The organism is Pseudomonas sp. BN606 (assembly GCF_029873115.1).
GTDB lineage: Bacteria > Pseudomonadota > Gammaproteobacteria > Pseudomonadales > Pseudomonadaceae > Metapseudomonas.
The window spans coordinates 1-25,695 of record NZ_SSOF01000080.1 but is presented as its reverse complement, the minus strand read 5'-3'; the positions used below and the strand labels follow the sequence as shown (position 1 = coordinate 25,695).

The 25,695-nt window shown below is 63.6% G+C and carries 21 protein-coding genes; 4 read left to right on the top strand and 17 right to left on the bottom strand.

Going from position 1 to position 25,695, the window contains the following annotated elements:
* Nucleotides 1-24: 24 nt before the first annotated feature.
* Nucleotides 25-396 (bottom strand): phage infection protein, encoded by a 372-nt coding sequence (locus E8E75_RS22790; RefSeq protein ID WP_120653741.1) that lies wholly within the window; start codon nucleotides 394-396, stop codon nucleotides 25-27.
* A gap of 272 nt (nucleotides 397-668) precedes the next feature.
* Here E8E75_RS22790 and E8E75_RS22785 point away from each other — a divergent pair, with 272 nt between their 5' ends.
* Entirely contained in the window at nucleotides 669-2,510 is a 1,842-nt protein-coding gene (locus E8E75_RS22785; protein ID WP_153919418.1) for a C1 family peptidase, read from the top strand.
* A 151-nt stretch (nucleotides 2,511-2,661) separates the two neighbouring features.
* Here the strand turns inward: E8E75_RS22785 and E8E75_RS22780 are convergent, their stop codons facing one another.
* The 3 genes from E8E75_RS22780 to E8E75_RS22770 form a co-directional block, all read right to left on the bottom strand.
* Complete coding sequence (locus E8E75_RS22780) at nucleotides 2,662-3,420, bottom strand: TerC family protein (RefSeq protein WP_153919420.1); 759 nt, start codon at nucleotides 3,418-3,420, stop codon at nucleotides 2,662-2,664.
* A 102-nt stretch (nucleotides 3,421-3,522) separates the two neighbouring features.
* Entirely contained in the window at nucleotides 3,523-4,830 is a 1,308-nt protein-coding gene (locus E8E75_RS22775; protein WP_120653738.1) for a CitMHS family transporter, read from the bottom strand.
* A 262-nt stretch (nucleotides 4,831-5,092) separates the two neighbouring features.
* Nucleotides 5,093-6,001, bottom strand: a complete 909-nt coding sequence (locus tag E8E75_RS22770) for an AEC family transporter (protein WP_280359812.1) — start codon at nucleotides 5,999-6,001, stop codon at nucleotides 5,093-5,095.
* A gap of 102 nt (nucleotides 6,002-6,103) precedes the next feature.
* On the opposite strand from E8E75_RS22770, the gene E8E75_RS22765 reads away from it, so the two are divergent.
* Nucleotides 6,104-6,505: a GFA family protein gene (locus E8E75_RS22765; protein ID WP_120653736.1), complete on the top strand. Its 402-nt coding sequence runs from the start codon at nucleotides 6,104-6,106 to the stop codon at nucleotides 6,503-6,505.
* A gap of 118 nt (nucleotides 6,506-6,623) precedes the next feature.
* On the opposite strand, the gene E8E75_RS22760 is transcribed toward E8E75_RS22765, so the two are convergent.
* From E8E75_RS22760 to E8E75_RS22700, 13 genes are all read right to left on the bottom strand, one after another.
* A complete protein-coding gene (locus tag E8E75_RS22760) occupies nucleotides 6,624-8,564 on the bottom strand; it encodes a DUF4105 domain-containing protein (RefSeq protein WP_256672998.1) in 1,941 nt (646 codons plus the stop codon).
* A 37-nt stretch (nucleotides 8,565-8,601) separates the two neighbouring features.
* The gene (locus E8E75_RS22755; protein ID WP_120653735.1) at nucleotides 8,602-8,922 is read right to left on the bottom strand and encodes a DUF2388 domain-containing protein; all 321 of its coding nucleotides are present in this window, start codon (nucleotides 8,920-8,922) and stop codon (nucleotides 8,602-8,604) included.
* 166 nt (nucleotides 8,923-9,088) lie between these two features.
* Entirely contained in the window at nucleotides 9,089-9,406 is a 318-nt protein-coding gene (locus tag E8E75_RS22750) for a DUF2388 domain-containing protein (RefSeq protein ID WP_120653734.1), read from the bottom strand.
* A gap of 105 nt (nucleotides 9,407-9,511) precedes the next feature.
* The gene (locus E8E75_RS22745; protein WP_120653733.1) at nucleotides 9,512-9,721 is read right to left on the bottom strand and encodes a DUF1127 domain-containing protein; all 210 of its coding nucleotides are present in this window, start codon (nucleotides 9,719-9,721) and stop codon (nucleotides 9,512-9,514) included.
* Nucleotides 9,722-10,056: 335 nt separating this feature from the next.
* Nucleotides 10,057-10,272 carry a DUF1127 domain-containing protein gene (locus tag E8E75_RS22740; protein WP_028627123.1) on the bottom strand — a complete coding sequence of 72 codons (216 nt, stop codon included), beginning with the start codon at nucleotides 10,270-10,272 and terminating at the stop codon, nucleotides 10,057-10,059.
* 329 nt (nucleotides 10,273-10,601) lie between these two features.
* The gene (locus tag E8E75_RS22735) at nucleotides 10,602-12,095 is read right to left on the bottom strand and encodes an acetyl-CoA hydrolase/transferase family protein (protein WP_153919422.1); all 1,494 of its coding nucleotides are present in this window, start codon (nucleotides 12,093-12,095) and stop codon (nucleotides 10,602-10,604) included.
* 244 nt (nucleotides 12,096-12,339) lie between these two features.
* On the bottom strand, nucleotides 12,340-13,776 hold the full coding sequence (locus E8E75_RS22730) for an NAD(P)(+) transhydrogenase (Re/Si-specific) subunit beta (protein ID WP_120653731.1): 1,437 nt from the start codon (nucleotides 13,774-13,776) through the stop codon (nucleotides 12,340-12,342).
* Between the two features lie 2 nt (nucleotides 13,777-13,778).
* The gene (locus tag E8E75_RS22725) at nucleotides 13,779-14,093 is read right to left on the bottom strand and encodes an NAD(P) transhydrogenase subunit alpha (RefSeq protein WP_016490057.1); all 315 of its coding nucleotides are present in this window, start codon (nucleotides 14,091-14,093) and stop codon (nucleotides 13,779-13,781) included.
* Between the two features lie 12 nt (nucleotides 14,094-14,105).
* Nucleotides 14,106-15,227: a Re/Si-specific NAD(P)(+) transhydrogenase subunit alpha gene (locus E8E75_RS22720; protein ID WP_120653730.1), complete on the bottom strand. Its 1,122-nt coding sequence runs from the start codon at nucleotides 15,225-15,227 to the stop codon at nucleotides 14,106-14,108.
* A 617-nt stretch (nucleotides 15,228-15,844) separates the two neighbouring features.
* Nucleotides 15,845-18,364, bottom strand: coding sequence for a LuxR C-terminal-related transcriptional regulator (locus E8E75_RS22715; protein WP_280359811.1), 2,520 nt, complete (start codon nucleotides 18,362-18,364; stop codon nucleotides 15,845-15,847).
* A 158-nt stretch (nucleotides 18,365-18,522) separates the two neighbouring features.
* A complete protein-coding gene (locus E8E75_RS22710) occupies nucleotides 18,523-19,890 on the bottom strand; it encodes a DUF1329 domain-containing protein (RefSeq protein WP_280359810.1) in 1,368 nt (455 codons plus the stop codon).
* A 17-nt stretch (nucleotides 19,891-19,907) separates the two neighbouring features.
* Nucleotides 19,908-21,674 carry a DUF1302 domain-containing protein gene (locus E8E75_RS22705; protein WP_120653728.1) on the bottom strand — a complete coding sequence of 589 codons (1,767 nt, stop codon included), beginning with the start codon at nucleotides 21,672-21,674 and terminating at the stop codon, nucleotides 19,908-19,910.
* Nucleotides 21,675-21,862: 188 nt separating this feature from the next.
* Nucleotides 21,863-22,771 carry a LysR family transcriptional regulator gene (locus E8E75_RS22700; RefSeq protein WP_120653727.1) on the bottom strand — a complete coding sequence of 303 codons (909 nt, stop codon included), beginning with the start codon at nucleotides 22,769-22,771 and terminating at the stop codon, nucleotides 21,863-21,865.
* Between the two features lie 192 nt (nucleotides 22,772-22,963).
* Here E8E75_RS22700 and E8E75_RS22695 point away from each other — a divergent pair, with 192 nt between their 5' ends.
* Entirely contained in the window at nucleotides 22,964-24,145 is a 1,182-nt protein-coding gene (locus E8E75_RS22695) for an acyl-CoA dehydrogenase (protein WP_120653726.1), read from the top strand.
* A 63-nt stretch (nucleotides 24,146-24,208) separates the two neighbouring features.
* Entirely contained in the window at nucleotides 24,209-25,432 is a 1,224-nt protein-coding gene (locus tag E8E75_RS22690; RefSeq protein WP_120653725.1) for a CaiB/BaiF CoA-transferase family protein, read from the top strand.
* Nucleotides 25,433-25,695: the final 263 nt, after the last annotated feature.

The following is a 25,695-nucleotide window of genomic DNA, read 5'->3' as shown; positions in this document are numbered from 1 at the left end:
TTGAGGGTTTACAGCGAGTTGCGATCAGCTGATGTGCTGGGCTTGCGGCAGGCGATCGGAGCCACCTTCGGCTACACGGATAGCGTTGGTACGGTCGGAACCGCCTTCAGCTACGCGGAAGCCATTGGTGCGGTCGGAACCACTTTCAGCAATACGGTTGGCACCGGTGCGGTCAGAGCCACCTTCAGCAATGCGGTTGGCGCCCGTGCGATCGGAACCGCCTTCGGCTACGCGGTCCAGCACCATGAAGCTGCCTTCGGCCGCAACCGGCTCGATGACCTGGATGTAGGCGCCGTCCTTCGACTCGCCCAGTACCGGTTGGGAGTCGGACGGCAGGGCGAAGACACTGGTGCTCAGGCTGGCGATGAACAGGGCGGCGAAGGCTTGGGTTTTCATGATCGGGGGCTCCTCAAGGGGGCTGGAAACTGGGTACGGAGCCAATCTTACGGACGGGGGTGCGATTAAAAAGTGATCACTCTAGATAGAGAACATCAACGCTGTTGATGGTATGAAAAGTCGTTCTGAATCAGTTGCATATAGGCAGTTGAAGCCGCCAATGGCCGCGTGGCGAGCGACCGACCCATGTCGCCATTCGTCAGCAATCCCTCCCAGGCGTTGAAAGCGGTCAATCCTTCCTTTGTCGCCCGGACCCGCACAGGGAGGTCAGCATGGCCAAGCGTACCGCCACGACAAAGTCCCGCAGGAGGGCTGCGCCCAGGCAGCTGGATGTCCGCCGCGACTCCATGGATTTTCGCGACCTCACCTATTCCGCATCCCTGGCGCCACTCCCCGACGAGCTATTCCCGGACTGGCAACTGCTGCACATCCTCGACCAGGGCGAGGAAGGTGCCTGCACGGGCTTCGGCCTGGCTGCGGCGGTCAATTACCTGCGTAGCCGGTGCGCGCTGCCCGGCCGGGCCAGCCCGGCGATGCTCTTCGCCATGGCCAGGCGCTACGACCAGTGGCCAGGTGAGAACTACGACTTCAGCAGCGCCCGGGGCGCGATGAAGGGCTGGCACAAGCACGGTGTCTGCCAGGAAGACAGCTGGGCTGGTGGCGGCGGCCTGACCCCGGCGATTCAGCAGGAGGCGTTGGATATGCCGCTGGGCGCGTATTTCCGGGTCTTCTCGCGGATCAACGACGTCCAGGCGGCCTTGCGTGACGTCGGCGTGCTGTTCGCCTCGGCGCGTACCCACGAGGGCTGGCGCTCGCCACGGCGCGGGGTGATCGACTGGAAGCCGGATGCGCTGGACGTTGGCGGTGGGCACGCCTTCGCCATCGTCGGCTACACCCGTGACGGCTTCCTGGTGCAGAACTCCTGGGGGCCTGATTGGGGCGGCTACCGTCAGGGCAAGGCCGCGTACGCCGGTGTGGCGCTGTGGAGCTATGCCGATTTCGAGGCCAATGTCTGGGATGTCTGGGTCGCCCAGCTGGGCGTTGCGGTGAACCATGGCGTCACCGATACCGCGACCCGATACGTGTCCGATGGCGGCACCGCGCGCCTGGCCTTGCAGGGCCCGCCCCAGGAGGCCATCTACCTGCATTACCTGCACATCGACGATGGCCACTTCGACGGCCTGGGCCAGTACGCCTCGGACCTGACCCAGTTGGACGCCATCATCGAAGAGCTGCAGCACAGCCGGCCGCAGCACTTGCTGCTCTATGCCCATGGTGGCCTGAACAGCGTGAACGGCTCGGCCATGCGCGCCTTCAAGTGGCGACCGGCGTGTCGCGATAACGAGATCCACGAACTGCATTTCATCTGGGAAACCGGGCTGCTGGCCGAGTTGGGCGACATCCTGCTCCGCAAGCTGCCGCTGGTGGGGGAACGCGTGGGATCGGTGAGCTCGTGGTGGGATAACCAGATGGAGAGCCTGGTGCAGCCGGCCGGGTTCGCACTCTGGCAGGAAATGAAGCTGGACGTCGAGCGGGCCTTCCGCAAGGGTGCGGCGGGCACGCTGGCGCTGCAACGCCTGGTCGGCTGGTTGGCGGCCCAAGGGGCGCAGGCGCCCAAGGTGCATCTGGTTGGGCACAGCGCCGGCTCCATCTGGCATGCCCGTCTGTTGCAGGTCTGGCAGGCGCTGAATGGTCCTGTCATCGACAATCTCGTGCTGTTTGCCCCGGCCTGCACCCTGGAGCTATACCAGTCGACCTTCCTCAAGGCGCTGGGCAAGGGCATTCGCCAGCAGACTCTGTTCATCCTGTCAGATCAGGCTGAGCAGGAGGACAACGTTGCCGGGGCTTACCGCAAGTCGCTGCTCTACCTGGTTTCCAATGCGCTGGAAGACAAGCAGCGGCGGGTACCGCTGCTCGGTATGCAGAAGTTCCAGCCGGCCCAGCAGCCGCCCGGCAGTTCCCTGGTGGTGGCCGACACCGGCAGCCCGGCCAGCCGGAGCACCAGCCATGGCGGTTTCGACAACGACCTGCAGACCATGGACAGCCTGCTGAGACTGCTGCTGGGCGGTGGCAGCTTCCGTGGCTTCAAGGCGGAGGAATTGAAGGGGTATTGAATATTGAATTCATTCGCCAGGCAGGCCGAAGGCCTGCCCTTGGACCGCGGGGGGGCAGCTGCGCAGCCCTTGGCGAATGAATTCGCCCCTACAAGTAAACCGTGAGCAATGAAAAACGGGGCCAATCGGCCCCGTTCTTCATTGCTTCGGCTTACTGCCCAGGAATGTCCTTGCGCAGTTTCACCGGATCTTCCTTGCGACCACGCGCGATGCGCATGCGGATGTTGAGCGCCTCCACGGCCAGGGAGAAGGCCATGGCGAAGTAGACGTAACCCTTCGGCACGTGGACTTCGAAGGATTCGGCGATCAGCACGGTACCGACCACCACCAGGAAGGCCAGGGCCAGCATCTTCAGGCTCGGGTGCTTGTCGATGAAGTCGCTGATGGTACCGGCGGCCAGCATCATCACCAGGACGGCGACGATGATCGCGGCGACCATGACCGGCACGTGGGACACCATGCCGACGGCGGTGATCACCGAGTCCAGGGAGAACACGATGTCGATGATGGCGATCTGGATGATGGTGCCGATGAAGTTGCGCGCCGCGCCGGAGGGCGCCGCGCCGGTCTCATCTTCGCCTTCCAGGCTGTGGTACATCTCGGTGGTGCTTTTCCATAGCAGGAACAGGCCGCCGAAGAACAGGATCAGGTCACGGCCGGAGATGCCCTGGCCGAACAGGTGGAACAGGTCAGTGGTGAGCCGCATGATCCAGGTGATGGAGAGCAGCAGCAGGATGCGGGTGATCATCGCCAGGGCCAGGCCGAAGAGGCGGGTGCGTGCCTGCATGTGCGGCGGCATACGGCCAACGAGGATGGCGATCATGATGATGTTGTCGATGCCCAGGACGATCTCCAGGGCGGTCAGGGTGAAGAAGGCGACCCAGATTTCCGGGCTGGTCAGCCATTCCATGATGCGTTGATCCTCGTGAGTTTCTTGGTTTGGGGAGAGTACGAACAAGCCGGAAAGAGCTTACGCAGATTCCGGCTTGATCGGGGTGTCATTCAGCGGCTGTCAGTGCGATCCGAAGAGCGGGAACACACCCAGCAACAAGGCGGCGAGGAGGATACACAGACAAATCATCACCGCCCACTTCAACGTGAAGCGCTGGTGGTCACCGAACTCCACTTTGGCCAGCCCCACCAGCAGGTAGGTGGACGGTACCAGTGGACTGAGCAGATGCACCGGCTGGCCTACGATAGACGCTCGCGCCATCTCCACCGGGCTGATGCCGTAATGGCTCGCAGCCTCGGCCAGAACCGGTAACACGCCGTAATAAAAAGCGTCGTTGGACATGAAGAAGGTGAACGGCATGCTCACGATCGCGGTGATCACCGCCATGTAAGGGCCCATGGACGGCGGGATGACCGCCAGCAGGCTCTTGGACATGGCTTCCACCATGCCGGTGCCGGACAGGATGCCGGTGAAGATGCCCGCAGCGAAGATCAGGCCGACTACCGCCAACACGTTGCCGGCATGGGCCGCGACCCTTTCCTTCTGCTGCTGCAGGCAGGGGTAGTTGATGATCATGGCGATGCTGAAAGCGATCATGAACAGCACCGGCAACGGCAGCAGACCGGTAATCAGGGTCACCATCAGAGCGGCGGTCAGCGCGCCGTTCACCCACAGCAGCTTGGGCCGGCGGGCTTCCGGGAACTGCGAAACGCTGATTTCGTCATGGTTGAGCTGGTCATCCGGCAGGTGCAGCACGCCGAGGCGGGCGCGCTCGCGTTTGCCATAGGCCCAGGCCAGGCCGAACAGGGCGACGGCGCCAGCGATCATGGCTGGGATCATTGGCACGAAGATATCCGACGGATCCACGTGCAGGGCGCTGGCGGCGCGAGCGGTGGGGCCGCCCCAGGGGGTCATGTTCATGATCCCGCCGGCGAGGATGATCAGCCCGGCCATGATCAGCGGGCTCATGCCCAGGCGGCTGTACAGCGGCAGCAGGGCGGCGACGCAGATCATGTACGTGGTGGCGCCGTCGCCGTCGAGGGAGACGATCAGGGCCAGGGCGGCCGTGCCCATCGACACTTTCAGCGGGTCACCCTTCACCAGCTTGAGGATCTTGCGCACGGCCGGGTCGAACAGGCCGGAGTCGATCATCAGCGCGAAGTAGAGGATGGCGAACATCAGCATCACGCCGGTGGGGGCGAGCTTGCTGATGCCTTCCAGCATCATCGGGCCGATGCCCGCGGCGAAGCCGCCGATCAGGGCGAAGGTGATGGGGACGATGATCAGGGCGATCAGGGCGGACAGGCGCTTGGTCATGATCAGGTACATGAAGCAGATGACCATGGCGAAGCCGAGCAGAGTCAGCATGGCAGTTCTCCGGGCGTGATTCGGGCGGGATGGGGGGCGGGTCAGCGCGTGGCCGAAGACGTGCGGAGAACGGGCGGAGGGGTGCCGGGACGGCAGCAGGAACGGAACATGGCGATCACCAATCTTGTTGTTGTCGGGTTGCCGGTCTCGTGCCGGCAATGGGGCGGATGCTAAGCGCGCAACCTTTCAGCCAGCTTTCGGCGGTGATCGGAGCCGATTACGTAGCGATTTGTCGACGAACGGCGGCCAGACTGCCGGGGCGTCAGCTGGCTAGCGTGCGCATCACCAGCAACAGGCTGCCCGCGGCGAGCAGGGTCTGCAGGGTAATGATGCCGGCCATCAGATGGCTGTCGCCGCCGAGCTGGCGGGTCAGCACATAGGCCGTGGGTGCGGTGGGCAGGGCGAAGAACAGTACCAGGATGCTGCTTTCCATGGCGGGCAGGTCGAGAAGGCGGGCCACTGCGAAGGCGAGTACGGGCATGGCCAGCAGGCGCAAGGCGCAGTTCCAGGCCAGGGCCGGAACTTCACCGGCCAGCTCCTGCGGACGCAGCGCGGCGCCGACGCAGAGCAGGCCCAGCGGCAGGCTGGCTACCGCCAACAGGTTTAGCAGGCGGTCGGTGCCGCCGGGCAGGCCGAACCCGGCGAGATTGACCAGGGCACCGGCCAGGCAGGCGAGGATCAGCGGGTTCTTCCCCATTGGCAGCAACAGGCCGCGCAGGCTCACGCCGCGCTCTGCGGTCAGGGCCCAGACCGACATCAGGTTCACCGTGGGAACCATCAGCGCCAGCATCAGCGCGGCCATCGCCAGGCCGTCCTTGCCGTAGAGGCTGCCGATGGCCGCGAGGCCGAGATAGGTGTTGAAGCGCAGGATGCCCTGGGTGATCGCGCCGAAGCGCGTCGTCGGCCAGCCCAGCAGGCGCCGCGCCAGAAGCAGGGCGGCCCAACCGGCCCCGAGGCCGAGGAAAACCGCCAGGGCAAGGCGTGGCAGTGCCGGGTTGTCGAGCGGCGCTGTGGCCAGGCTGCTGAAGAGCAGGGCGGGGAACAGGATGAAGTAGTTCAGGCGCTCGGCTGCGGGCCAGAAGACTTCGCCGGGAAAGTCCCAGCGGCGTAGCAGGTAGCCGCCGACGATCAGGGCAAAGAGCGGCCAGAGGGCTTCGAGAAGGGTCAGCACGGCGACATCCGGGTCAGCTGGGGACGCTCTATCTTCAGTTCCGGCTCGGTGGCATGCAACCGCCTGCTAGGGTGAAAGGCAGAGCTCAAGCCGGAGAACCCCATGGCCGAACACCATACCGGCGGCTGTCATTGCGGGCAGCTGCGCTACGTCGTTGAAGCACCGCTGCGCGATGTCGCCCATTGCCATTGCTCGATCTGCCGGCGCACTACCGGCGGCATAGTCACAACTTGGGCGACCGTACCACTGGCGAGCTTCCGCTGGACGACCGGAACACCAGCCGAGTACACCTCATCTGCGACCTGCATCCGATACTTCTGTCCGCATTGCAGCAGCCAGTTGGCGCTGCTTACCAGCCTCAGTCCCAGCACCCTGGACCTCACCATCGCCACCCTGGACCATCCGGAGGCCGTTCCGGCGGATCGGCACATCTGGGTGAGCAGCCGCTTGCCCTGGCTGCATCTGGACCCGCAGTTGCCGGAGGAGGATGAGGAACAGTTGTGAATCGAGGCCGTACCCTACGTAAAGGGATTTCAATCAATTCGTAGGTTGGGTAGGGCTCCGCGAAACCCGACGGCCCGAGTGCAGGATCGTTGGGCTCCACTCTGCTAGCTACAAAGGCTCAGGGAAGCACGAGCCCTCCGGCGTCCTTGTGCAATTGGCGCAGGTGCGCACCGATGGCCTTGAGGTTGGCCTCGGTGGCGTTCAGCTCAGCCATGCGCTGGGGCTCCAGCAGGCTGCGAACTTCGCGGTCGAGGTCGTCGCTGAGTTTGCGCATGGTCTGCTGGCGGGTGCTGCTTTCGGATTCCAGGCGCTGCCACTCCGCACTCTGCGGCAGGCCGTAACCACCCTGCAGCAGCTCAGCCGGGCGGCTGAGGAATCCGCTGTTGGCGAGCATTTGCTCCAGGGTGCCGCCGGCCTTGGCGAAGCGGGTTTGCCCGGCCTGCTCGCGGGAGCTGAGGTAATTGCGCTTGAGCTCGTCCTGGGCCAGCAAGAGTTGGCGGCGCTGGGCGGCCTGTTCCAGCAAGAGCAGGGCGGCGCTGGCGCGCAGGTCGGCCTTGTCGAACCAGGGCCGGCGTTGCTCGGCGGTGAGTTGAAGCCAGTCCTCGACCTCTTCCTGGGGCACCTTCAGGCGCTCGCGAAGGATCTTGAACATGGCCTGGTAGCGGTCGCGGAAGGAATCGAAGCGATACCCCAGGCGCAGCGCTTCCTTGGGATCGTCCAGTGGCGTGCGGTCGGCCACTCCACGCCCCTCCAGCAGCTTGAGCAGGCCGTTGGGCATGATGCTGTCGAGATCACGCAGCGCCGGGTGGTCAGTACCGCTGCGCAGCAGCTTGAGCGTTTCTACCGCGCAGTTATTGGAGAGGAACCAGTAGTCGCCGTCGTAGCTCCAGTGCATCTCGGCAGCGCGCTCCACCAGGGCTTCTACTTCCTCGCGGCTGAGCTTGAGCGGCACCGAGGCGAGGCTGCGCAGCTCCACCTTGGTGTATTCCTCGATCACCTGATGCAGCGGCAGCACGAACAGGCGCGAGGGATAGGCGCCGGTGAGGCCGTCCCAGCTCGATAGCTGCACGTCCCCGACGAAGGCGCGGTAGGACAGCACCAGATGCTGGTCGAGGTCGAGGCGGCAGTCCGGCCCGCGCGGTCGGCCGGGGGCGCAGATCACCAGGCGCAGCATGCTGTGGCCCCAGCGGCTGACCCAGTTCTGGTTGGCCTCGGCGAACAGGTAGTCGACTTCGTAGACCCGGTCCGGGTCGAGTTTGCCCAGGGGCTGCTTGCCGAAGTCGCGGCCGGCATTGAGGTAGGCGTAGCCGTCGTTGCAGGGGGCCTGCAGTTCAGGGCCCCAGCCGAAATGTTCGCGGTAATAGCGGTATAGCGCCGGGCGGCGGCAGGCGTAGGCCGGATCGAGGAGGAAGTACTCCATGTTCACGGCAACGAACTCGCGGGCGTTCTTCAGCTCGTAGATATCCGGGCTTCGCGCCACTTGGTGGTTTTCCTGCTCGCGCTGACCGCGCTTGCCGACGTACTGCGGCCAGCCGGCAAGGTCGAGAAGGCGCGGATCGTCGCTCAAGGTGAAGCGGCGCTCGGTCTGACCCCGGCAGTCGCCAGGCAGGCCTATACGGCCGTTGCTGGAAGCCTGGTTGCGACAGCGGAACTGTTGCGTCTTCTCGGCGGGGGACCAGAGGCGGGCGCGGTCGTAGATGTGCGTCAGCTCGTGAAGCACGGTGGCGAGCATTTCGCGGCGCACCGTTCCGTGAAGGCGAGCGGTCTTCTGCGTGGCCGCTGTGCCGTCGGTGAGGCCGGTCAACAGGTCGCGGTTGAGCACCAGGGCATCGAAACGTGTCGCGCGGCCGTAACCGTTCTCGGGCAGGTCATCGCTCCAACCCACGGTAACGTCCCGGTCCAGTCGGTGGACGAAGGTCGGTGGCAGGGCTGCGAGAGCTTCATCGAGAAGCTGCTGGCTGGCCTGACGCTGAGCCGTGGTAAGTCCCTCGTCATCCAGCAACAGGCGCAACTCGGCCTGGGCAGTGCCCGCCAATAGCAGGACGCCCAGGCCGATCAGGCGCAACCAGGTGTTCAGGGGCTGATGCTCGCGTAGGTCAGAGGGCGACGATGGTTTCCGCCAGCGCCAGATCGCTGGCCTCGCGGGCTTGCGGGAACTGATCGCGCAGGGCGGCGAAAGCGGCCTCGAGCTGGGCGCCACGAATCTCACCGGCGCTGGCGACGAAGCTGGCGGCGTCGTCGCGGGCGGCCACGACCACTTTCATGTCGCGGATCGAAGTCGTGGTGTCTGAGGTGAAGTCGAGAGTGCGCTCCAGCGCGCGGACGATGATGTTGCTGGTCGCCACCAGGGTCTGGGCCTGGGCGGCACCGGCTACGAGGGAAAGGGCGATGGCTGCGACAGACAGCGAGCGGCGCATGGAAGCTCTCCGAAGGAAATTTCTAAGGTATTGGACGGAAATACCCTACGGCAGTTCTCTGCCGCGGGCACAGGGCGCGAAGGTTAGCGGAATGGGCGGGTGAGGGCCAAGCGCTGCGGGGCATGCAGCCCAAAGGGCCGCGCAGTGCACGGCCCGGAAGGCGGGGTCAGAGGGTGAGAATGGCCTGGGCCAGTTGTAGGTCGCTAGCAGCCAGTTGGGGTTGCAGGCCACGGATGTGCTTGAACGCGGCCTCCAGCCGGGCCCCGCGGATGTCACCGTCGCTGGCGACGAAGCTGGCAGCGTCTTCACGCGCGGCGAGCACGATCTTGTCGTCGTTGAAGGAAGAGGTGATGTCCGAGGTGGCATCCGAGGTGGCCTTGATGGCGCCAACCACGGCGTCAGTGGTCACCACGAAGCTGGTAGCGGATGCGCTGGTGGCGAGCGCCAGCAGGGCTGCGGCACTGAGCAGGCGAAGTGAGGTCATGGGGGGCTCCTTTTAGACCAGTGCGGCAGCACGAGAAGCGCTGCCGGCTGGGGGAAAGCCTAGTCAAAGTGAAGCTTGCGGGCCAGTACTGGCCAGGTGCGTGTGCTAGCGCCAGAAGGGGCGCTCCAGTTCCTGATAGCGGTCGCTCGGACTGATACCCACATCTGCCAGCGCTCGGGAATCCAGCTGCGCGAGCTGGTGCCGCGTGCGGGCGTTGCGCCGCCACAGGGCGATGGTAGCGAACAGTCGCAGGTACCAATGCGTACGCGGGCTGATGGTCTGGAACTGGGCGGAGGCAGTGAGGGTGCGGTCCATGGCGCTTGTCCTTCCCGCGGCAGGGCGGGGATGGGTTATGGAATGACATGATCACGTCCCGCAGGAAAACTGTGCAGTCACAGTGAGATTGAATTGTGCTGCATCAGATTGCTCTTGTTGTGAACTGTATTGGTCTGATTCGCGTCAGCTGTGTCGAAACCACTGAAGGGCTGAGCGTAGGGCGCGCTGTACAGACTGACATTCCTGCACTGCCGCGCATGGCGCACCCGGCAAAAATTGAAAATTCCAGGGTCCAGAAACGACGAAACCCGTCGCGGGCGGCGACGGGTTCTGTCTGGGGTGTTGCTGTCGGGCCGCTTGGCCCGGTGAACTGCTTAGCGCCAGAAGGGCTTGTTCAGTTCGGCTTCGCGCTGGGCTTCGCTGATGCCAGCGTCAGCCAGCAGGCGGTGGTCCAGCATGGCCAGTTGATGACGGCTGGCGATGCGGCGCTGCCACAGCAGCAGGGTGGAGATAGTGCGCAGGGCCCACGAGGATTTCGGGGATTGTTCGGCGCTTTCGAAAATCAGGTCGGAACTGAGGGTACGTTCCATGGCGGCAGGTCCTTCCCGCTTGTGACGGGGCTTGGTTATCAACTGGTGCCTATGATCTACCCGGAACAGCCGCGACTGTAGTCACAGTTGCTCTAAATTGTGTTGGTCTTTATTAGCATGCTTATCAACTGTTTTGCTGAAATTGAGCGCAACTGTATGGGTATCCCGTTGAATCGCTCGTGATCCAGCGGGAAACCGTAGTTTTTCCTGTGTAATAAACGAAAGGCAGGTTTTTTGAACGGTACAGTTCCGGTTTTTTAGAAACTGTTTTTTGACCTTTTTGTCAGAATCAAAGGTTACAAGCCCATAACTGTTTTGCTCATACCAGATCAGTTGGCCAGCATCCGCCCGGTTTCTTCCAGATTGATATGCCAGGACATGGCTTCGCGCAGCAGATGTGGGGTATGGCCGCCCTTGGCGCAAGCCGCGCTGAAGTAGTTCTGTAGCGGTTGACGGAAATCCGGGTGCACACAGTTGTCGATGATCGCCCGCGCACGCTCGCGGGGCGCCAGGCCACGCAAGTCGGCCAGCCCCTGCTCGGTGACGAGGATGTCCACATCGTGCTCGGTGTGGTCCACATGGCTGACCATGGGCACCACGCTGGAAATGGCACCGCCCTTGGCGATGGACTTGGTGACGAAGATGGCGAGGTGGGCGTTGCGGGCGAAATCGCCGGAGCCGCCGATACCGTTCATCATTTTCGTGCCGCCCACGTGGGTCGAATTGACGTTGCCGTAGATGTCGAACTCGAGCGCGGTGTTGATGCCGATTATTCCCAGGCGCCTTACCACTTCCGGGTGGTTGGAGATTTCTTGCGGGCGCAGTACCAGCTTGTCCTTGTAGCGCTCCAGGTTGCCGAAGACATCGCTGTTGCGGCGCGCGGACAGCGTGATGGAGCTGCCGGAGGCAAAGCGCAGCTTACCGGCGTCGATCAGGTCGAAGGTGGAGTCCTGCAGCACCTCGGAATACATGGTGAGGTCCTGGAAGGGCGACTCGATCAGGCCGCACATCACGGCGTTGGCGATGCTGCCGATGCCGGCCTGCAGCGGCGCCAGGTTGTTGCTCATGCGCCCGGCTTCCACTTCACGCTTGAAAAAGTCGATCAGGTGGTCGGCGATGGCCTGGGTTTCGTGATCCGGCGGCAGCACGGTGGACAGGGAATCCGGCTGTTCGGTGATAACGATGGCGGCGATTTTCGCCGGGTCGATCGGGATGGCGGTGCCACCGATGCGGTCGTCCACGCGGGTCAGCGGAATGGGTGTGCGGGTCGGCCGGTAGGTCGGGATATAGATGTCGTGCAGGCCCTCCAGGTTGGGGTTGTGCGCCAGGTTGATCTCGACGATCACGCGCTTGGCGAAGATCGCAAAGCTGGCGGAGTTGCCCACGGAAGTGGTCGGCACGATGTGGCCTTCTTCGGTAATGGCCACAGCTTCGATGACTGCGATGTCCGGCAGCTTGAGCTGGTGGTTGCGCAGCTGCTCGACGGTTTCCGACAGGTGCTGGTCGATGAACATCACCTCGCCGGCGTTGATCGCCTTGCGCAGGGTGCTGTCCACCTGGAACGGCATGCGCCGGGCGAGCACACCGGCTTCGGTGAGCTGCTTGTCGAGGTCGTTGCCGAGGCTCGCGCCGGTCATCAGGCTGATCCGCAGGGGCTGCTCCTTGGCGCGCACGGCCAGCGCCTGCGGCACGGCCTTGGCTTCACCGGCACGGGTGAAGCCGCTCATGCCAACGGTCATGCCGTCTTCGATCAGGGCAGCGGCCTCGGCCGCACTCATCACCTTGCCCAGCAGGGAGGACAGGCGCACGCGATCAGAGTACATCGGGAAAACCTCGGGCAACGGGGTAGGAGCCGCGCAGTCTAGGGGCTGGCGGGGCGCCCGACTTCTATACCAAGGTCGAAGAGATGGCTCTATTCAGGGCCTTTTGTCGGTTCGCTTGCCGAGCCGTGTTAATCCTTGTGGGAGCGAATTCATTCGCGAATGAATTCGCTCCCACAAAAAGGTATGCGCCAGGTAAACAAAAACCCCGGCACAAGGCCGGGGTTCCTGATATCGCGGAACAGGATCAGTCGACAGCCTTGACCATGTCCTCGATCACCTTCTTGGCATCGCCAAACACCATCATGGTCTTGTCCATGTAGAACAGTTCGTTGTCCAGGCCGGCGTAGCCGCTGGCCATGGAACGCTTGTTCACGATGATGGTCTTGGCCTTGAAGGCTTCCAGAATCGGCATGCCGGCGATGGGCGACTTCGGATCGTTCTTCGCGGCCGGGTTGACCACGTCGTTGGCACCGAGCACCAGTACCACGTCGGCCTGGCCGAACTCGGAGTTGATGTCTTCCATCTCGAACACCTGCTCGTACGGCACTTCGGCCTCGGCCAGCAGGACGTTCATGTGGCCCGGCATACGGCCGGCAACCGGGTGGATCGCGTACTTCACGTTCACGCCACGGTGGCTCAGCTTCTCGGACAGCTCCATCAGCGCGTGCTGGGCACGGGCCACCGCCAGGCCGTAGCCGGGGACGATGATCACGCTGTCGGCGTTGGTCAGCAGGAAGGCGGCGTCGTCGGACGAACCGGACTTCACCGGACGCTGTTCCTTGCTGCCGCTCGAGGCACCAGCGTCAGCTTCGGCACCAAAGCCACCGAGGATGACGTTGAAGAAGGAGCGGTTCATCGCCTTGCACATGATGTAGGAGAGGATCGCGCCCGAGGAGCCCACGAGGGAGCCGGCGATGATCAGCATCGAGTTGTTCAGCGAGAAGCCGATACCAGCTGCGGCCCAGCCCGAGTAGCTGTTCAGCATCGACACCACCACCGGCATGTCGGCGCCGCCGATCGGGATGATGATCAGCACGCCGATGACGAAGGCGAGCGCCACCAGCAGGGCGAAGGCTGCGATGTTGCCAGTGAAGGTGAAGTACAGGCCCAGACCGATGATGGCCAGGCCGACCACCAGGTTCAGCTTGTGCTGGCCGGCGAACTGCACCGGGGCACCCTGGAACAGGCGGAACTTGTACTTGCCGGACAGCTTCCCGAAGGCGATTACCGAACCGGAGAAGGTGACGGCACCGATGGCTGCGCCGAGGAACAGTTCCAGGCGGTTACCAGCCGGGATGGCGTCGCCCAGGGCAGCCACGATGCCGAGCGACTGCGGCTCGACCACTGCAGCGATGGCGATGAACACCGCGGCCAGACCGATCATGCTGTGCATGAAGGCGACCAGCTCCGGCATCTTGGTCATCTCGACGCGCTTGGCCATGATCGAACCGGCGGTGCCGCCGACCAGCAGGCCGACGATCACGTAGCCGATGCCCTGGGTGGCCAGCTCGGCGCCGAGCTTATAGATGAGGCCGACAGTGGTGAGCACGGCGATGGCCATGCCGACCATGCCGAACAGGTTGCCGCGACGCGACGAAGTCGGGTGCGACAGGCCCTTGAGCGCCTGGATGAAGCACACCGAGGCGACGAGGTAGAGAACAGTGATCAGGTTCATGCTCATGGTCAGTGCTTCTCCGCCTGCGCTTTCGGCGCTTTCTTCTTGAACATTTCCAGCATGCGTCGGGTGACGAGGAAGCCACCGAAGACGTTGACCGCGGCCAGTGCCACGGCCAGGGTGCCCATGGCCTTGCCCAGCGGGGTGACGGTGAGGGCGGCGGCCAGCATGGCGCCGACGATCACGATCGCCGAGATGGCGTTGGTCACGGCCATCAGCGGGGTGTGCAGGGCAGGGGTGACGTTCCACACCACGTGGTAGCCGACATAGATGGCCAGCACGAAGATGATCAGGTTGTAGATGCCGTCTGAAATCAGATCCATGTCCGCTTCCCCTTAGCCGTTGTTACGGACGACCTGGCCGTCGCGGCACATCAGGCACGCGGCGACGATGTCGTCTTCGAGGTTGAGATGGAACTGGCCGTCCTTGTCGATGACCAGCTTGAGGAAGTCCAGCAGGTTGCGCGCATAGAGGGCGGAGGCGTCCGCCGGCACCATGGCGGCCAGATTGCTGTGGCCGACGATGGTCACGCCGTGCTTGATCACGACCTGGTCAGCTTCGGTCAGCGGGCAGTTGCCGCCCTGGGCGGCTGCCAGGTCGATGACCACGGAGCCCGGCTTCATTTCGGCGACGGTGGCCTCGTGGAGCAGGGTCGGCGCCTTGCGGCCCGGGATCAGCGCGGTGGTGATGACGATGTCGGATTGCTTGGCGCGTTCGTGCACGGCCTTGGCCTGGCGTTCCATCCAGGAAGCCGGCATCGGGCGGGCGTAACCGCCGACACCCTGGGCGCATTCGCGCTCTTCATCGGTCTCGAAGGGAACATCGACGAACTTGGCGCCGAGGGACTCGATCTGTTCCTTCACCGCCGGACGTACGTCGGAAGCCTCGATCACAGCACCCAGGCGCTTGGCGGTGGCGATGGCCTGCAGGCCTGCCACACCGGCGCCGAGGATGAGGATGCGCGCGGCCTTCACGGTACCGGCAGCGGTCATCAGCATCGGCATGAAGCGCGGATAGTGGTGGGCCGCCAGCAGCACGGACTTGTAGCCGGCGATGTTGGCCTGGGACGACAGCACGTCGAGGCTCTGGGCGCGGGAGGTACGCGGCGCGGCTTCGAGGGCGAAGGCAGTGATGCCACGAGCGTTCATGCGCGCGATGACTTCGTTGCTGAAGGGGTTGAGCATGCCAACCAGTACGGCGCCAGCGCGCATGTGCGCCAACTCGCCCTCGGTCGGGGCGACCACTTTCAACACCAGGTCGGCGCCGAAGGCAGCAGAGTCGTTGCCGATGGTGGCGCCAGCGGCTTCGAAGGCGCTGTCCGGGATGCTGGCGCTGACGCCGGCACCGCTTTGCACCGTCACCTGGTGGCCTTGGCTCACCAGCTTCTTGATGGTCTCGGGTGTCGCGGCAACCCGCGTCTCCCCGGCGTGGGTTTCGAGAGGAACACCGATGTGCACTTCAAATCTCCTGCGTGATCGATCTGGTGAACCAGTGCACTGCGTGTGGTGCTCTGGCGAGGCGAATCCGCCTTTCAACAGCCTGGTACCGCAACGGCCGAAACCTTGGTGGCGCGGCATTCTGCAATCGGAACCGCAAGGCCTTCAAGCAGTTCTGGAGTAAAACGCTGAAATAACTACAAGTCATATTCCGACCCGCTCATCCCGGTTTCCATTCCAGGCCTCGCCGCCCTTGGCGAGAAGAGCATTTGTCCTGTCGAGACAGGGGCCGGTTGTATCCCGGTCCTGAATGACTATCCATCAAAGCAGCGCCAGTACAGGCTTGCAGTCCGCAACATCCTGCCGTTAATGGCTGGAGCACCGTTAATCAGACTTTTTAATAGTTGCCATAAGGCTGCGGAAAATGGGCGTTCTGTAGTTTTTGAGAATGGTTGACTACAGGGTCAGGAATTGGATTTTTGCTGTTTTCCGGGAGAAGCGTAGTCCGCGCACAGGCCAGTCGCCTCGCGGGCTGCGCCATATTGTCGCGGGTTGTCAGTCCAGACCCTGGGGCTGGCCGTAGGGTGCACTATGCGCACCAGCGGGGTTCCGATGCGCGCGGCGCACGCTACCGGGGCTCACACCAGCAAGCCGAGGGTCTTGGCGCGCATCACTGCCTGGGTACGGCGTTTTACGCCGAGTTTGCTGTTGATCTTCTTGGTATGGGTTTTCACCGTATTGACCGAGATGAACAGGTAGCCGCCGATCTCCTGGTTGGAAAAGCCCTCGGCCAGCAGCTGCAGCACGGCGCGCTCGCGCTGGCTGAGCAGGCTCACCGGGTCGCCGTCGATGGTCGCTGCGTTGTCACAGCGCGGATAGTCGCGCAGCAGCCCATGCATACCCAGGCGTTCGGCCTCTTCCAGCGCCTGGCGTTGCAGCGGGCCGGAGTCGGCACGGTCGAGCGCACGCCAGGCAGCGGCCAGGGCCAGGCGTACTTCGCAAGCCAATGGCGCGAACTGGAGCGCCTGACAGCGCTCCAGCAATGGCTGCAGCAGGGCTTCGGCCTGCTCGGCGCGACCGGACTCCAGTTGCGCGCGAGCCAGCAGCAACTGATTACGCAGGGGTAGGGTGGGGTAGTCGAGTGGCGCCATCCAGGCGCAGTCGCCGACGAAGTAACGCTGAATGCGCAGGGCGACAGGTTCGATTCGATCCCAGCGGCCTTGGCGCGCAAGCACACGCATGCCTTGCAGGTTCAACACGCCGCTGTATGCGTAGCGCCAGACCTGGCGGCAATGCATCTGCCGTTCGGCCTCGCGCAGTTCCTGATAGGACTGGTCGAACTGCCCGCGGCGGGCACGGAGCTCCGCGAGGCCGAGGAAACCGTGCAAGGCGAAAGGGTCGAGACAGCCCTGGGCCTGCTCCAGGCCTGCATGCAAGGTGCGCTCGGCGTCGTCCAGGCGGTCGGCGACCAGGTGCAGCTCGGCCTGGATCAGATACAGGCGCCCGAGCATCAGGCTGTCGACCTGCTTACGCTGGCCGATCAACGCGAAACTCTGCTGCAGCAGAGTCTGCGCGCGGCCGAACTCGCCGCGCAGAAGGAGCAGACGAATGCGGTCGAGGTTGATCAGCACTTCGAAGAGCAGGCTGCCGTGGCGGCGGGCAATCTCCAGGGCCTTGTGCAGATAGTGCGGTGCATCCTCGGGAGCACCACTGGCCATGGCCACCCGCGCCAGGCTGGAGTAGCAGAACAGAATGGGCATCCAGTCGTGCTCGGGCAGGTGTGCCAGGGCCTCGCGGCAGTGTTGCCGCGCACTGGTTATGTCCTGGCTGCGCAGGGCCGCGAGCACGCCATGCAGGGCCTGACTGTTGGCCAGCAACTTGCGGTTGCGCAGGGCGGTTGGCTGCGGCAGGAAGTGGCCGAGCTTGGTGATGCAGGCTTCGGCTTCGTCCAGGCGCCAGGAGATCAGCAGTCCCCAGGCGTTCAGGCTGAGCAGGCGCGGGGTGCTCTCCAGCAGCGCGGCGGGAAGGCGCGCACGCCATTCCAGGAGGTGGGCCAGGTGCTGTTCGCCGGTCAGCCATTCCTGGCCGAGGCGTTCCAGGTAGTTGGCCGCCGCTTCCGGCTGGCCAGCGCAGAGCGCCTGTTCGATTGCGTCTTCCACCTGGCCGGCGGCGATGAACATGCGACAGGCGCTGAGATGCAGGCGTGTAGCTGCCGCTTCGCTGATGCGGTTGCGCAGGGTGCGTGCTACGGCGGGGAGCACCCGGTACCAAGTGCCGTGTTCGTCCAGGGGCATGCAGAAGGCTTGGCGCGCCAGCAGACGCTCGAAGAGCTCGGCGCCGTCGCTGTCCTCCCAGAGGTGCTGGCAAAGCTCGGCGGAAACCTTCGGCAGGTGTGCCAGGGCGAACAGACAGGCCGCTTCTTCCGGGCTCAGGCGGTTAAGCAGTTCGTGGTCCAGGTATTCCTTGAGCCAGCAGTGATTGCCACTGGCGCTGGACGGTGCCTTGCCGGACAGGTGCAGGCGTACACCGGCGCACCAGCCTTCGGTTTCTTGCCAGAGCTCCTCGCGCAGGGCGGCGCTGGTCTGCGGTGCGAGCTGATCCACCAGTTGCTCGTGTTGCTGGCGATCGAGCGCCAGTTGGGGTGCGTCCAGTTCCAGCAGCTCGCCCGCCAGCAGCAGGCGCGGAAGGTTCCAGGCTGGACGCTGGCGCACGCTGACCAGGAGGCGTAGTCCCGGCAGGGCGCGAGCGAGGAGTTGGTCGATGCAGTCATCGAGGCCGGCCGGCGGATGGCCCGGGTAGTCGTCCAGGACCAGCCAGGTGCATTCGCCGCGATGGGCCAGCAGTTGTTGCAGTGCCTGGGCGGCAGGCAGCGCGGGAACACCTTCGCCGAGTTCGGTGGCGAGCTCGGCGAGCAGCTGTTCCGGGGTAAGTGGTTGGCCGGCGAGGTTGATCCAGATGATCAGGCCGGGTTCGGTCTGGGCACGGAGGAATTCGTTGAGCAGGACGCTCTTGCCGAAGCCGGCGGGAGCGCAGAGTAGGCGCAGCTGGGCATCTTGGGCGGCTAGGCTGTCGACCAGCCTGGGGCGTGGAATGTGGGCCGGCGGCAGTCGCGGCAGGCGAGACGGAAGGACAGGCGATGTCTGGCCGGAGCGGGGCATGGGGCGGTTCTCACTGCGTTGTTGTTATGGATGAACCGGACCCTCGCAGACTAGTTGGCCAATCGGTGGGCTAGAAGCAGCATGGACAGCGCTTATGCAGCGCCATAACGGGCATGGGCAGGAAACGGACGCCCCGCTTGGCGGGGCGTCCGAAGTGCTCAGCGGATGCCTGCGTTGCGCAGGGCGGCGGGGGTGTAGTCGGCGCCGGTGGCGGCGAATCCGAACTCGATGCCGTGCTTCTCTTCGTTCTTCAGCCCGAGAGCGATGTAGCGTCCGGCGATGATGTCGTAGAGGGCCTCCACCGCGTAGGTGCTGACCTGGCGCTGGTAGTGGTAGCTGGCATGACCTTCACCTACGCGCCAGAGCTGGCCGCGGCCGTCGTAATGATCGGCATAGGCGATCTGCCAGCTATCTTCGTCGATGAAGTAGTGACGCTTGGCGTAGATGTGCCGCTCGTTGGGTTTCAGGGTGGCGACCACTTCCCACACACGGTGCAGCTCGTAGCGCGTCAGGTCCTGGTTCAGGTGGCCCGGCTGGATGATCTCCTTGTACTTGAGATTGGGCGATTCCAGCTTGTAGCTGTTGTAGGGGATGTACATCTCCTTCTTGCCGATCAGCTTCCAGTCGTAGCGATCCGGTGCACCGGAGAACATGTCGAAGTTGTCGGCAGTGCGCATGCCGTCGGCGGCGGTGCCCGGACCGTCGTAGGCGACCTGCGGGGCACGACGCACGCGGCGCTGGCCGGCGTTGTAGAGCCAGGCCAGACGCGGTTCCTTGACCTGGTCGATGGTCTCGTGGACCAGCAGTACGTTACCGGCGAGGCGCGATGGTGCCAACACGCGCTGCTTGAAGTAGAGCAGCACGTTGGCCGACTTCGCCTTGTCCAGCTCGTTCATGTCCGCGGGGAAGGCGACCTCGTCCTGGAACTGCACCGGCGTGAAGGAACCGTTGGTTTGCGGCGTGGCCTGGACCACCAGGCGCCGGGCGTTGCCGCCCCGGTAGCGGGTGATGTGGTTCCACAGGACCTGCACGCCATCTTTGGGAATCGGGAACGCGTAGTAGTGGCTGTCGGCGAAGTTGGACAAGCCGTTGCCGCCATCCACCGGCTGCGTATTGATGGCGCTCTGCTTCGCCGCGTCGTAGATCGCCTGGGGCGCGGCGGCGCTGCGATGGCTGGGGTAGACCGGAATCTTGTAGGTGCTGGCGTAGCGCTTGAACATCGCCATCTGCCCGGGGGACAGCTTGTCCTTGTACTGCTCGGCGTTGGCGGCAGTGATGGTGAACAGCGGCTGCTCGCTGGCATAGGGGTTGCCGACGAAGCCGTTGGCGTCGACCACTGCAGCGTTGGTGGGCAGGCCACCGGTCCAGGCCGGAATGCTGCCATCGGAATTGCCGACTTTCTCCGCGCCCAGCGGAGTGAGGCTGTTGCCGAGCTGCGCTGCCTCTTCCTGGCTGACGGCGGCCATGACGTTGGCGGCGAGCAGGCTGAGGACCAGGACGCCACTTTGCAGGATGCTTCTCTTCATTGCGGGAATCCTTGTGATCAGAAGTTGAGGCCGAAGCTGAGGGCGACGAAGTCGCGGTCAGTGGTCACGTTGTAGTGGCCGCCGAAGAAGTCGGTGTACGACAGGCTGGCGGTATAGGTGTTCGCGTACTCGGCATTGAGGCCGACGCTGATGGCCTTGGAGCCTTCGTTGAAGTTCGGGCCGTAGCCGTCGACGTCGTGAGACCAGGCGACGCTCGGGGTCAGGTTGATACCGGCGATGACGTTGCTGTACTCAAGGCTGGCGCGGGCGCGGTAGCCCCAGGAGCTGCTGGTGTAGAAACCCTTGTCGTTGCACTCGCGTTGCTGGGGGCTGGCGGCGGTGAGCGCCAGGCACACGGCCCGGGAGGACAGCTGGCCGGGGCCGTAGATGGGGTCGCGGCCGTAGCGCAGTTCGCCGATGTCGTCATTCAGGCCGCCGATGTGGTTGTAGCCCACCTCGCCTACCAGGGTCAGACGGCTTGCGCCCATGACCTGGTCGATGAACTGGGTGGCAGTGACCTGGGCCTGGGTAACCGGCTTACGCACATATCCATGCAGCTCTTCACCTGCACGATTGCGGGAATGGCCGCTTTCGAAGATTGGTGAGTTGGGCACGCCAAGGGCGGCGAAGGAGAGGTCGGTACTGTTGAGCTGCAATGGCATGTTCGGCCGGAAGCTGACTTCGCCGGCCAGCGAAGTGCCTTCGACGTTGGTCTGGAAGCTCAGGCCATAGAGGCGGATGTCTTCCGGGTACTCGATGAAGTAGCGCGCGCCGGGGGCGCCGGGAATGATCGCCGCGCTTGGCGTTCGGGTGCGTATGGTGCTGAAGATCGGGCCGCGGCTGTGGTAGTTCATCGCGTAGGCGCCGAACTCGGTATCGTTCATCTCCGGCACGAACCAGCGCAGGGCGACGCCGAATTGGCCACTGTCCCGGGCGTCACGGTCTCCGGCGCGGGGGATGTAGAGCGTGGCGCCGGTGTTGGTTGAAACGCCGGGCGGCAGATCGGGGCCGTTGACTACCAGGCGGTCGACGCAACCATCGGCCACCACGTCCGAGGTGGAGAAGAAGGTGCCGCAGTTGTCGGCCACCGTCTGGTCCCATTCCAGTTGATAGAAGGCCTCGGCGGAGAGGCTGTCGGTCAGGCTCTGCGACACATAGATCATGTTGACCGGGATGAGGCCTTCCTTGATCTCGGCGCCGGGACGGCGGAAGGCGGCCACGTCGATCGGGTTGATCGAGTTGATGCTGTTGCCGATGAAGGTGCTTTCACCCCAGCTCACCACCTGCTTGCCGACACGGAAGCTCCCCGGCAGGTCGCCCAGGTTGTAGTTGTGATAGAGGAAGGCATCGAGCAGCTGCGCACCGGAGGACTTGGCGCCCTCTTTGCGGTTGTGGTCGTCGATGTCGTAGAAGAGTCGGTGTTCGTCCTTCAGCTCGAAGTCATACCAGTACTTGCCGCGAAGGAAGACGCCGGTATCGCCGTATTTCAGCTCCAGGTCGTGAATGCCCTTGAAGATCTTCGAGAAAGTCTCCCCTTTCTTGAAGTTCAGGCGGCCGTCGTCCGAGGTACGCGAAAGTGCCTCGCCACCGCTGGCGGTGGAGATGAATTCCGGGTCCGGTGAGCGCACTGCCCAACTGGCGCCGACCGAGAGGGAGGAGTCGAACTGGGCTTCGATTTCACCAATGTTGAATGTGATGGCAGAGGCCTGGGCGCTGCAGCCCAGGGCGATGGCGGCGGCCAGCGTGTGCGGCCGGAAGATTCCGCGCATTGTTCTTGTTGTCATGCGGCTCTCCAGAGCGGGTCTTGGGAGGCCTCATGCTAATCAGCGCTACCTCCCGCCATAACTGCCTGAACGGGCGATTTCATCTATCACCCGAGTGGGTGATGCGGACGCTGTGCGAGGGGCAGGGAAGGGCTTTAGGTCGTTCGACGTGCGGGAGATGGTTGGTCGGTGCTACTGGTGGTTACAGCTCACTCCAGACCGGCCCCGCTTCGATACGTACGGGCGGCTTCAACCAGCCAGTCGCGGAAGGCGCCGAGGGCGGCGGATTCGAGCTTGCGCTCGGGAATGATCAGGTAATAGGCCTTGTCGCTGCGGAAACTGTGGGGATGGGCAATTACCAGGCGACCGTCGGCCAGTTCGCGCTGGATCAGGAAGGGTGGGATCAGCGCCACCCCCATTTCATGCATGGCGGCCTGGGCAAGCATCGAGAAAAGCTCGTAGCGCGGGCCGCTGAGATCGCGGGCGACATTCATACCCTGGGAGCTGAACCACTGGCGCCATGCATAGGGGCGCGTAGTCTGCTGCAACAGGGGCAGGCGGGCGATGGCATCGGGTTCCAGGCTGCCGTGTCCTTCAAGCAAGGCCGGGCTGCACACCGGAACCGAGTGTTCGTGCATCAGGAAATCGGCGCGAGTGCCTGACCATTCGGCATCGCCAAAGTAGAGAGCGGCATCGAAATCAGTGTCGGCGAAGAGGAAGGGGCGGGTGCGGTTGGTCAGGTTGACCGTTACCTCCGGGTGCAGGCGCTGGAAGCCCTTCAGCCTGGGAACCAGCCACTGGGTACCGAACGTCGGCACGATGGCCAGCTCCACCGTCATCGCGCCCTGCTGGCCCATTACCGCGAGGGTGTCGCGCTCCACCGCATCGAGCTGGGCGGCGATGCGACGGGAATAGGCCAGGCCGGCTTCAGTGAGCTTCACGCCACGCCGGGAGCGCCGGAACAGCTCCAGTCCCAGGAATTCCTCCAGTCCTGCGACCTGACGACAGATTGCACTCTGGGTCAGTGCCAGCTCATCGGCGGCCTTGGTGAAACTCTGATGGCGGGCAGCGGATTCGAAGGCGACCAGGGCGGCAGTGCTGGGGATCTTCCGACGCATACTGTACCTCTGCATCACAAGTGCTGGCTTGAAATAGGGTGCTTTGGCTTTTCGGAGTGAGAAATTAGCACAACAGCATGCGAAATCCTCGTTTGTCTGATCCGACCTAGGCTGTCTAGGATGCGTCAACACTAATAAGGCAGTGGCCCGCGATGGCCCGCCCCTGAACTCCGCTTACCGAGGACACTCCCCATGGCCGCCAAAGCAAGCTTCAACTGGATCGACCCGCTGCTGCTGGATCAGCAACTCACCGAAGAAGAGCGCATGGTGCGTGACAGTGCCCAGCAGTTCGCCGCCGACAAGCTGGCACCGCGTGTGCTGGAAGCCTTCCGCCATGAGCAGACCGATCCGGCGATCTTCCGCGAGATGGGCGAGACCGGCCTGCTCGGCGCAACCATCCCGGAAGCCTACGGCGGCAGTGGCCTGAACTATGTGTGCTACGGCCTGATTGCCCGTGAGGTCGAGCGCATCGACTCCGGCTACCGCTCGATGATGAGCGTGCAGTCTTCCCTGGTGATGGTGCCGATCAACGAGTTCGGCAATGAAGCCACCAAGCAGAAGTACCTGCCGAAACTGGCCAGCGGCGAATACATCGGCTGCTTCGGCCTGACTGAGCCGAACCACGGTTCCGATCCGGGTTCGATGATCACCCGCGCCAAGAAGGTCGATGGCGGCTACCGCCTGACCGGCAACAAGATGTGGATCACCAACAGCCCGATCGCCGACGTCTTCGTCGTCTGGGCCAAGGATGATGCCGGCGAGATCCGCGGCTTCGTACTCGAGAAGGGCTGGCAGGGCCTGTCCGCTCCGGCGATTCACGGCAAGGTCGGTCTGCGCGCTTCCATTACCGGTGAGATCGTGATGGACAACGTCTTCGTACCGGAAGAGAACGCCTTCCCGGATGTGCGTGGCCTGCGTGGTCCGTTCACCTGCCTGAACTCCGCTCGCTATGGCATCTCCTGGGGCGCCCTGGGTGCCGCCGAAGCCTGCTGGCACACCGCGCGCCAGTATGTGCTGGACCGTAACCAGTTCGGCCGCCCGCTGGCAGCCAACCAGCTGATCCAGAAGAAGCTGGCCGACATGCAGACCGAGATTACCCTGGCACTGCAAGGCTGCCTGCGCCTTGGTCGGATGAAGGATGAAGGCACCGCCGCGGTGGAAATCACCTCGATCATGAAACGCAACTCCTGTGGCAAGGCGCTGGACATCGCTCGTATGGCCCGCGACATGCTTGGCGGTAATGGCATCTCCGACGAGTTCGGCGTGGCCCGTCACCTGGTCAACCTGGAAGTGGTGAACACCTATGAAGGGACCCACGACGTCCACGCGCTGATCCTTGGCCGTGCACAGACTGGCATCCAGGCGTTCTTCTGACCTCAGGCCGGGCCTCTCTACATATAGAGAGGCCCGAGTCCCTTCACGAACTCAGGTGACACCATGGCTGGCGCTCTCTCCCATATCCGTGTGCTCGATCTCTCTCGCGTGTTGGCCGGACCCTGGTCCGGCCAGATCCTCGCGGACCTGGGGGCCGAGGTAATCAAGGTCGAACGACCAGGCTCCGGTGATGACACCCGTGCCTGGGGGCCGCCCTTCCTCAAGGGAGCCGATGGCCGGGACACCAGTGAAGCGGCTTACTTTCTTTCGGCCAACCGCAACAAGCAGTCGATTACTGTCGACTTCACGCGCCCCGAAGGCCAGAAGCTGGTTCGTGAACTGGCGGCAAAGTCCGACATTCTCATTGAGAACTTCAAGGTAGGCGGCTTGGCGGCCTACGGGCTGGACTATGAGTCGCTGAAAGCCATCAACCCACGCCTCATCTATTGCTCGATCACCGGGTTTGGCCAGTTTGGCCCCTATGCCAAGCGTGCCGGCTACGACTTCATGATCCAGGGTTTGGGCGGGTTGATGAGCATTACCGGCCGCTCCGATCAGGAAGATGGTGCCGGTCCGGTCAAGGTGGGTGTAGCGCTAACCGACATTCTCACCGGGCTCTATTCCTCGGTGGCGATGCTGGCTGCACTGTCCTCCCGGGATATCAGCGGCAAGGGCCAACACATCGACATGGCCTTGCTCGACGTACAAGTGGCCTGCCTCGCCAACCAGGCGATGAACTACCTGACCACGGGCAATCCGCCCAAGCGTCTGGGTAATGCCCACCCGAACATCGTGCCCTATCAGGACTTCCCGACTGCGGATGGGGACTTCATTCTCACCGTGGGTAACGACAGCCAGTTCCGAAAGTTTTGCGAGGTCGCCGGTCATCGGGAGTGGGCGGACGACTCGCGTTTTTCAACCAACAAGGCTCGCGTGGCACATCGCGCCGAGCTGATTCCGCTCATTCGCCAGGCCACTGTCTTCAAGACGACGGCTCAGTGGGTCAGCGCACTGGAAGAAGTCGGTGTTCCCTGTGGGCCAATCAACGACCTGGCGGCAGTCTTCTCCGATCCCCAAGTTCTAGCGCGTGGTCTTCGTGTCGAACTAGAACATCCCTTGGCAGGTGTCGTCCCCCAAGTTGCCAGTCCATTGCGCCTTTCCGAAACGCCTGTGGAATACCGCATGCCTCCCCCCCTTCTCGGCGAGCACACTCAGGAAGTGCTGCAGCGCGTACTGGGCTTGGCGGCGGAACAGGTGGAGGCCCTACGCAAGGAGGAAGTTATCTAACCGACCTTATATAAGTAGAAAGGGCGGTTTGAAGATAATTTCAGAAAGGTGTTGACGGCAGATTTTGCATCCCTATAATGCGCACCTCTCCCAGCGACGAAGCAGCGGAAAGGCTTGAAAATCAAGCACTTAGCTGTAGTTAGGCGCAGGGAGAGGTGATCGGCAGGCGGTGGTAGTGCTTGTCGCTTCGGTCTTCCGAGAGGTCGGCCAGAAGATGATCGCCGAGGTGTTGACAGCGACTTTCAACGCTGTAGAATGCGCCT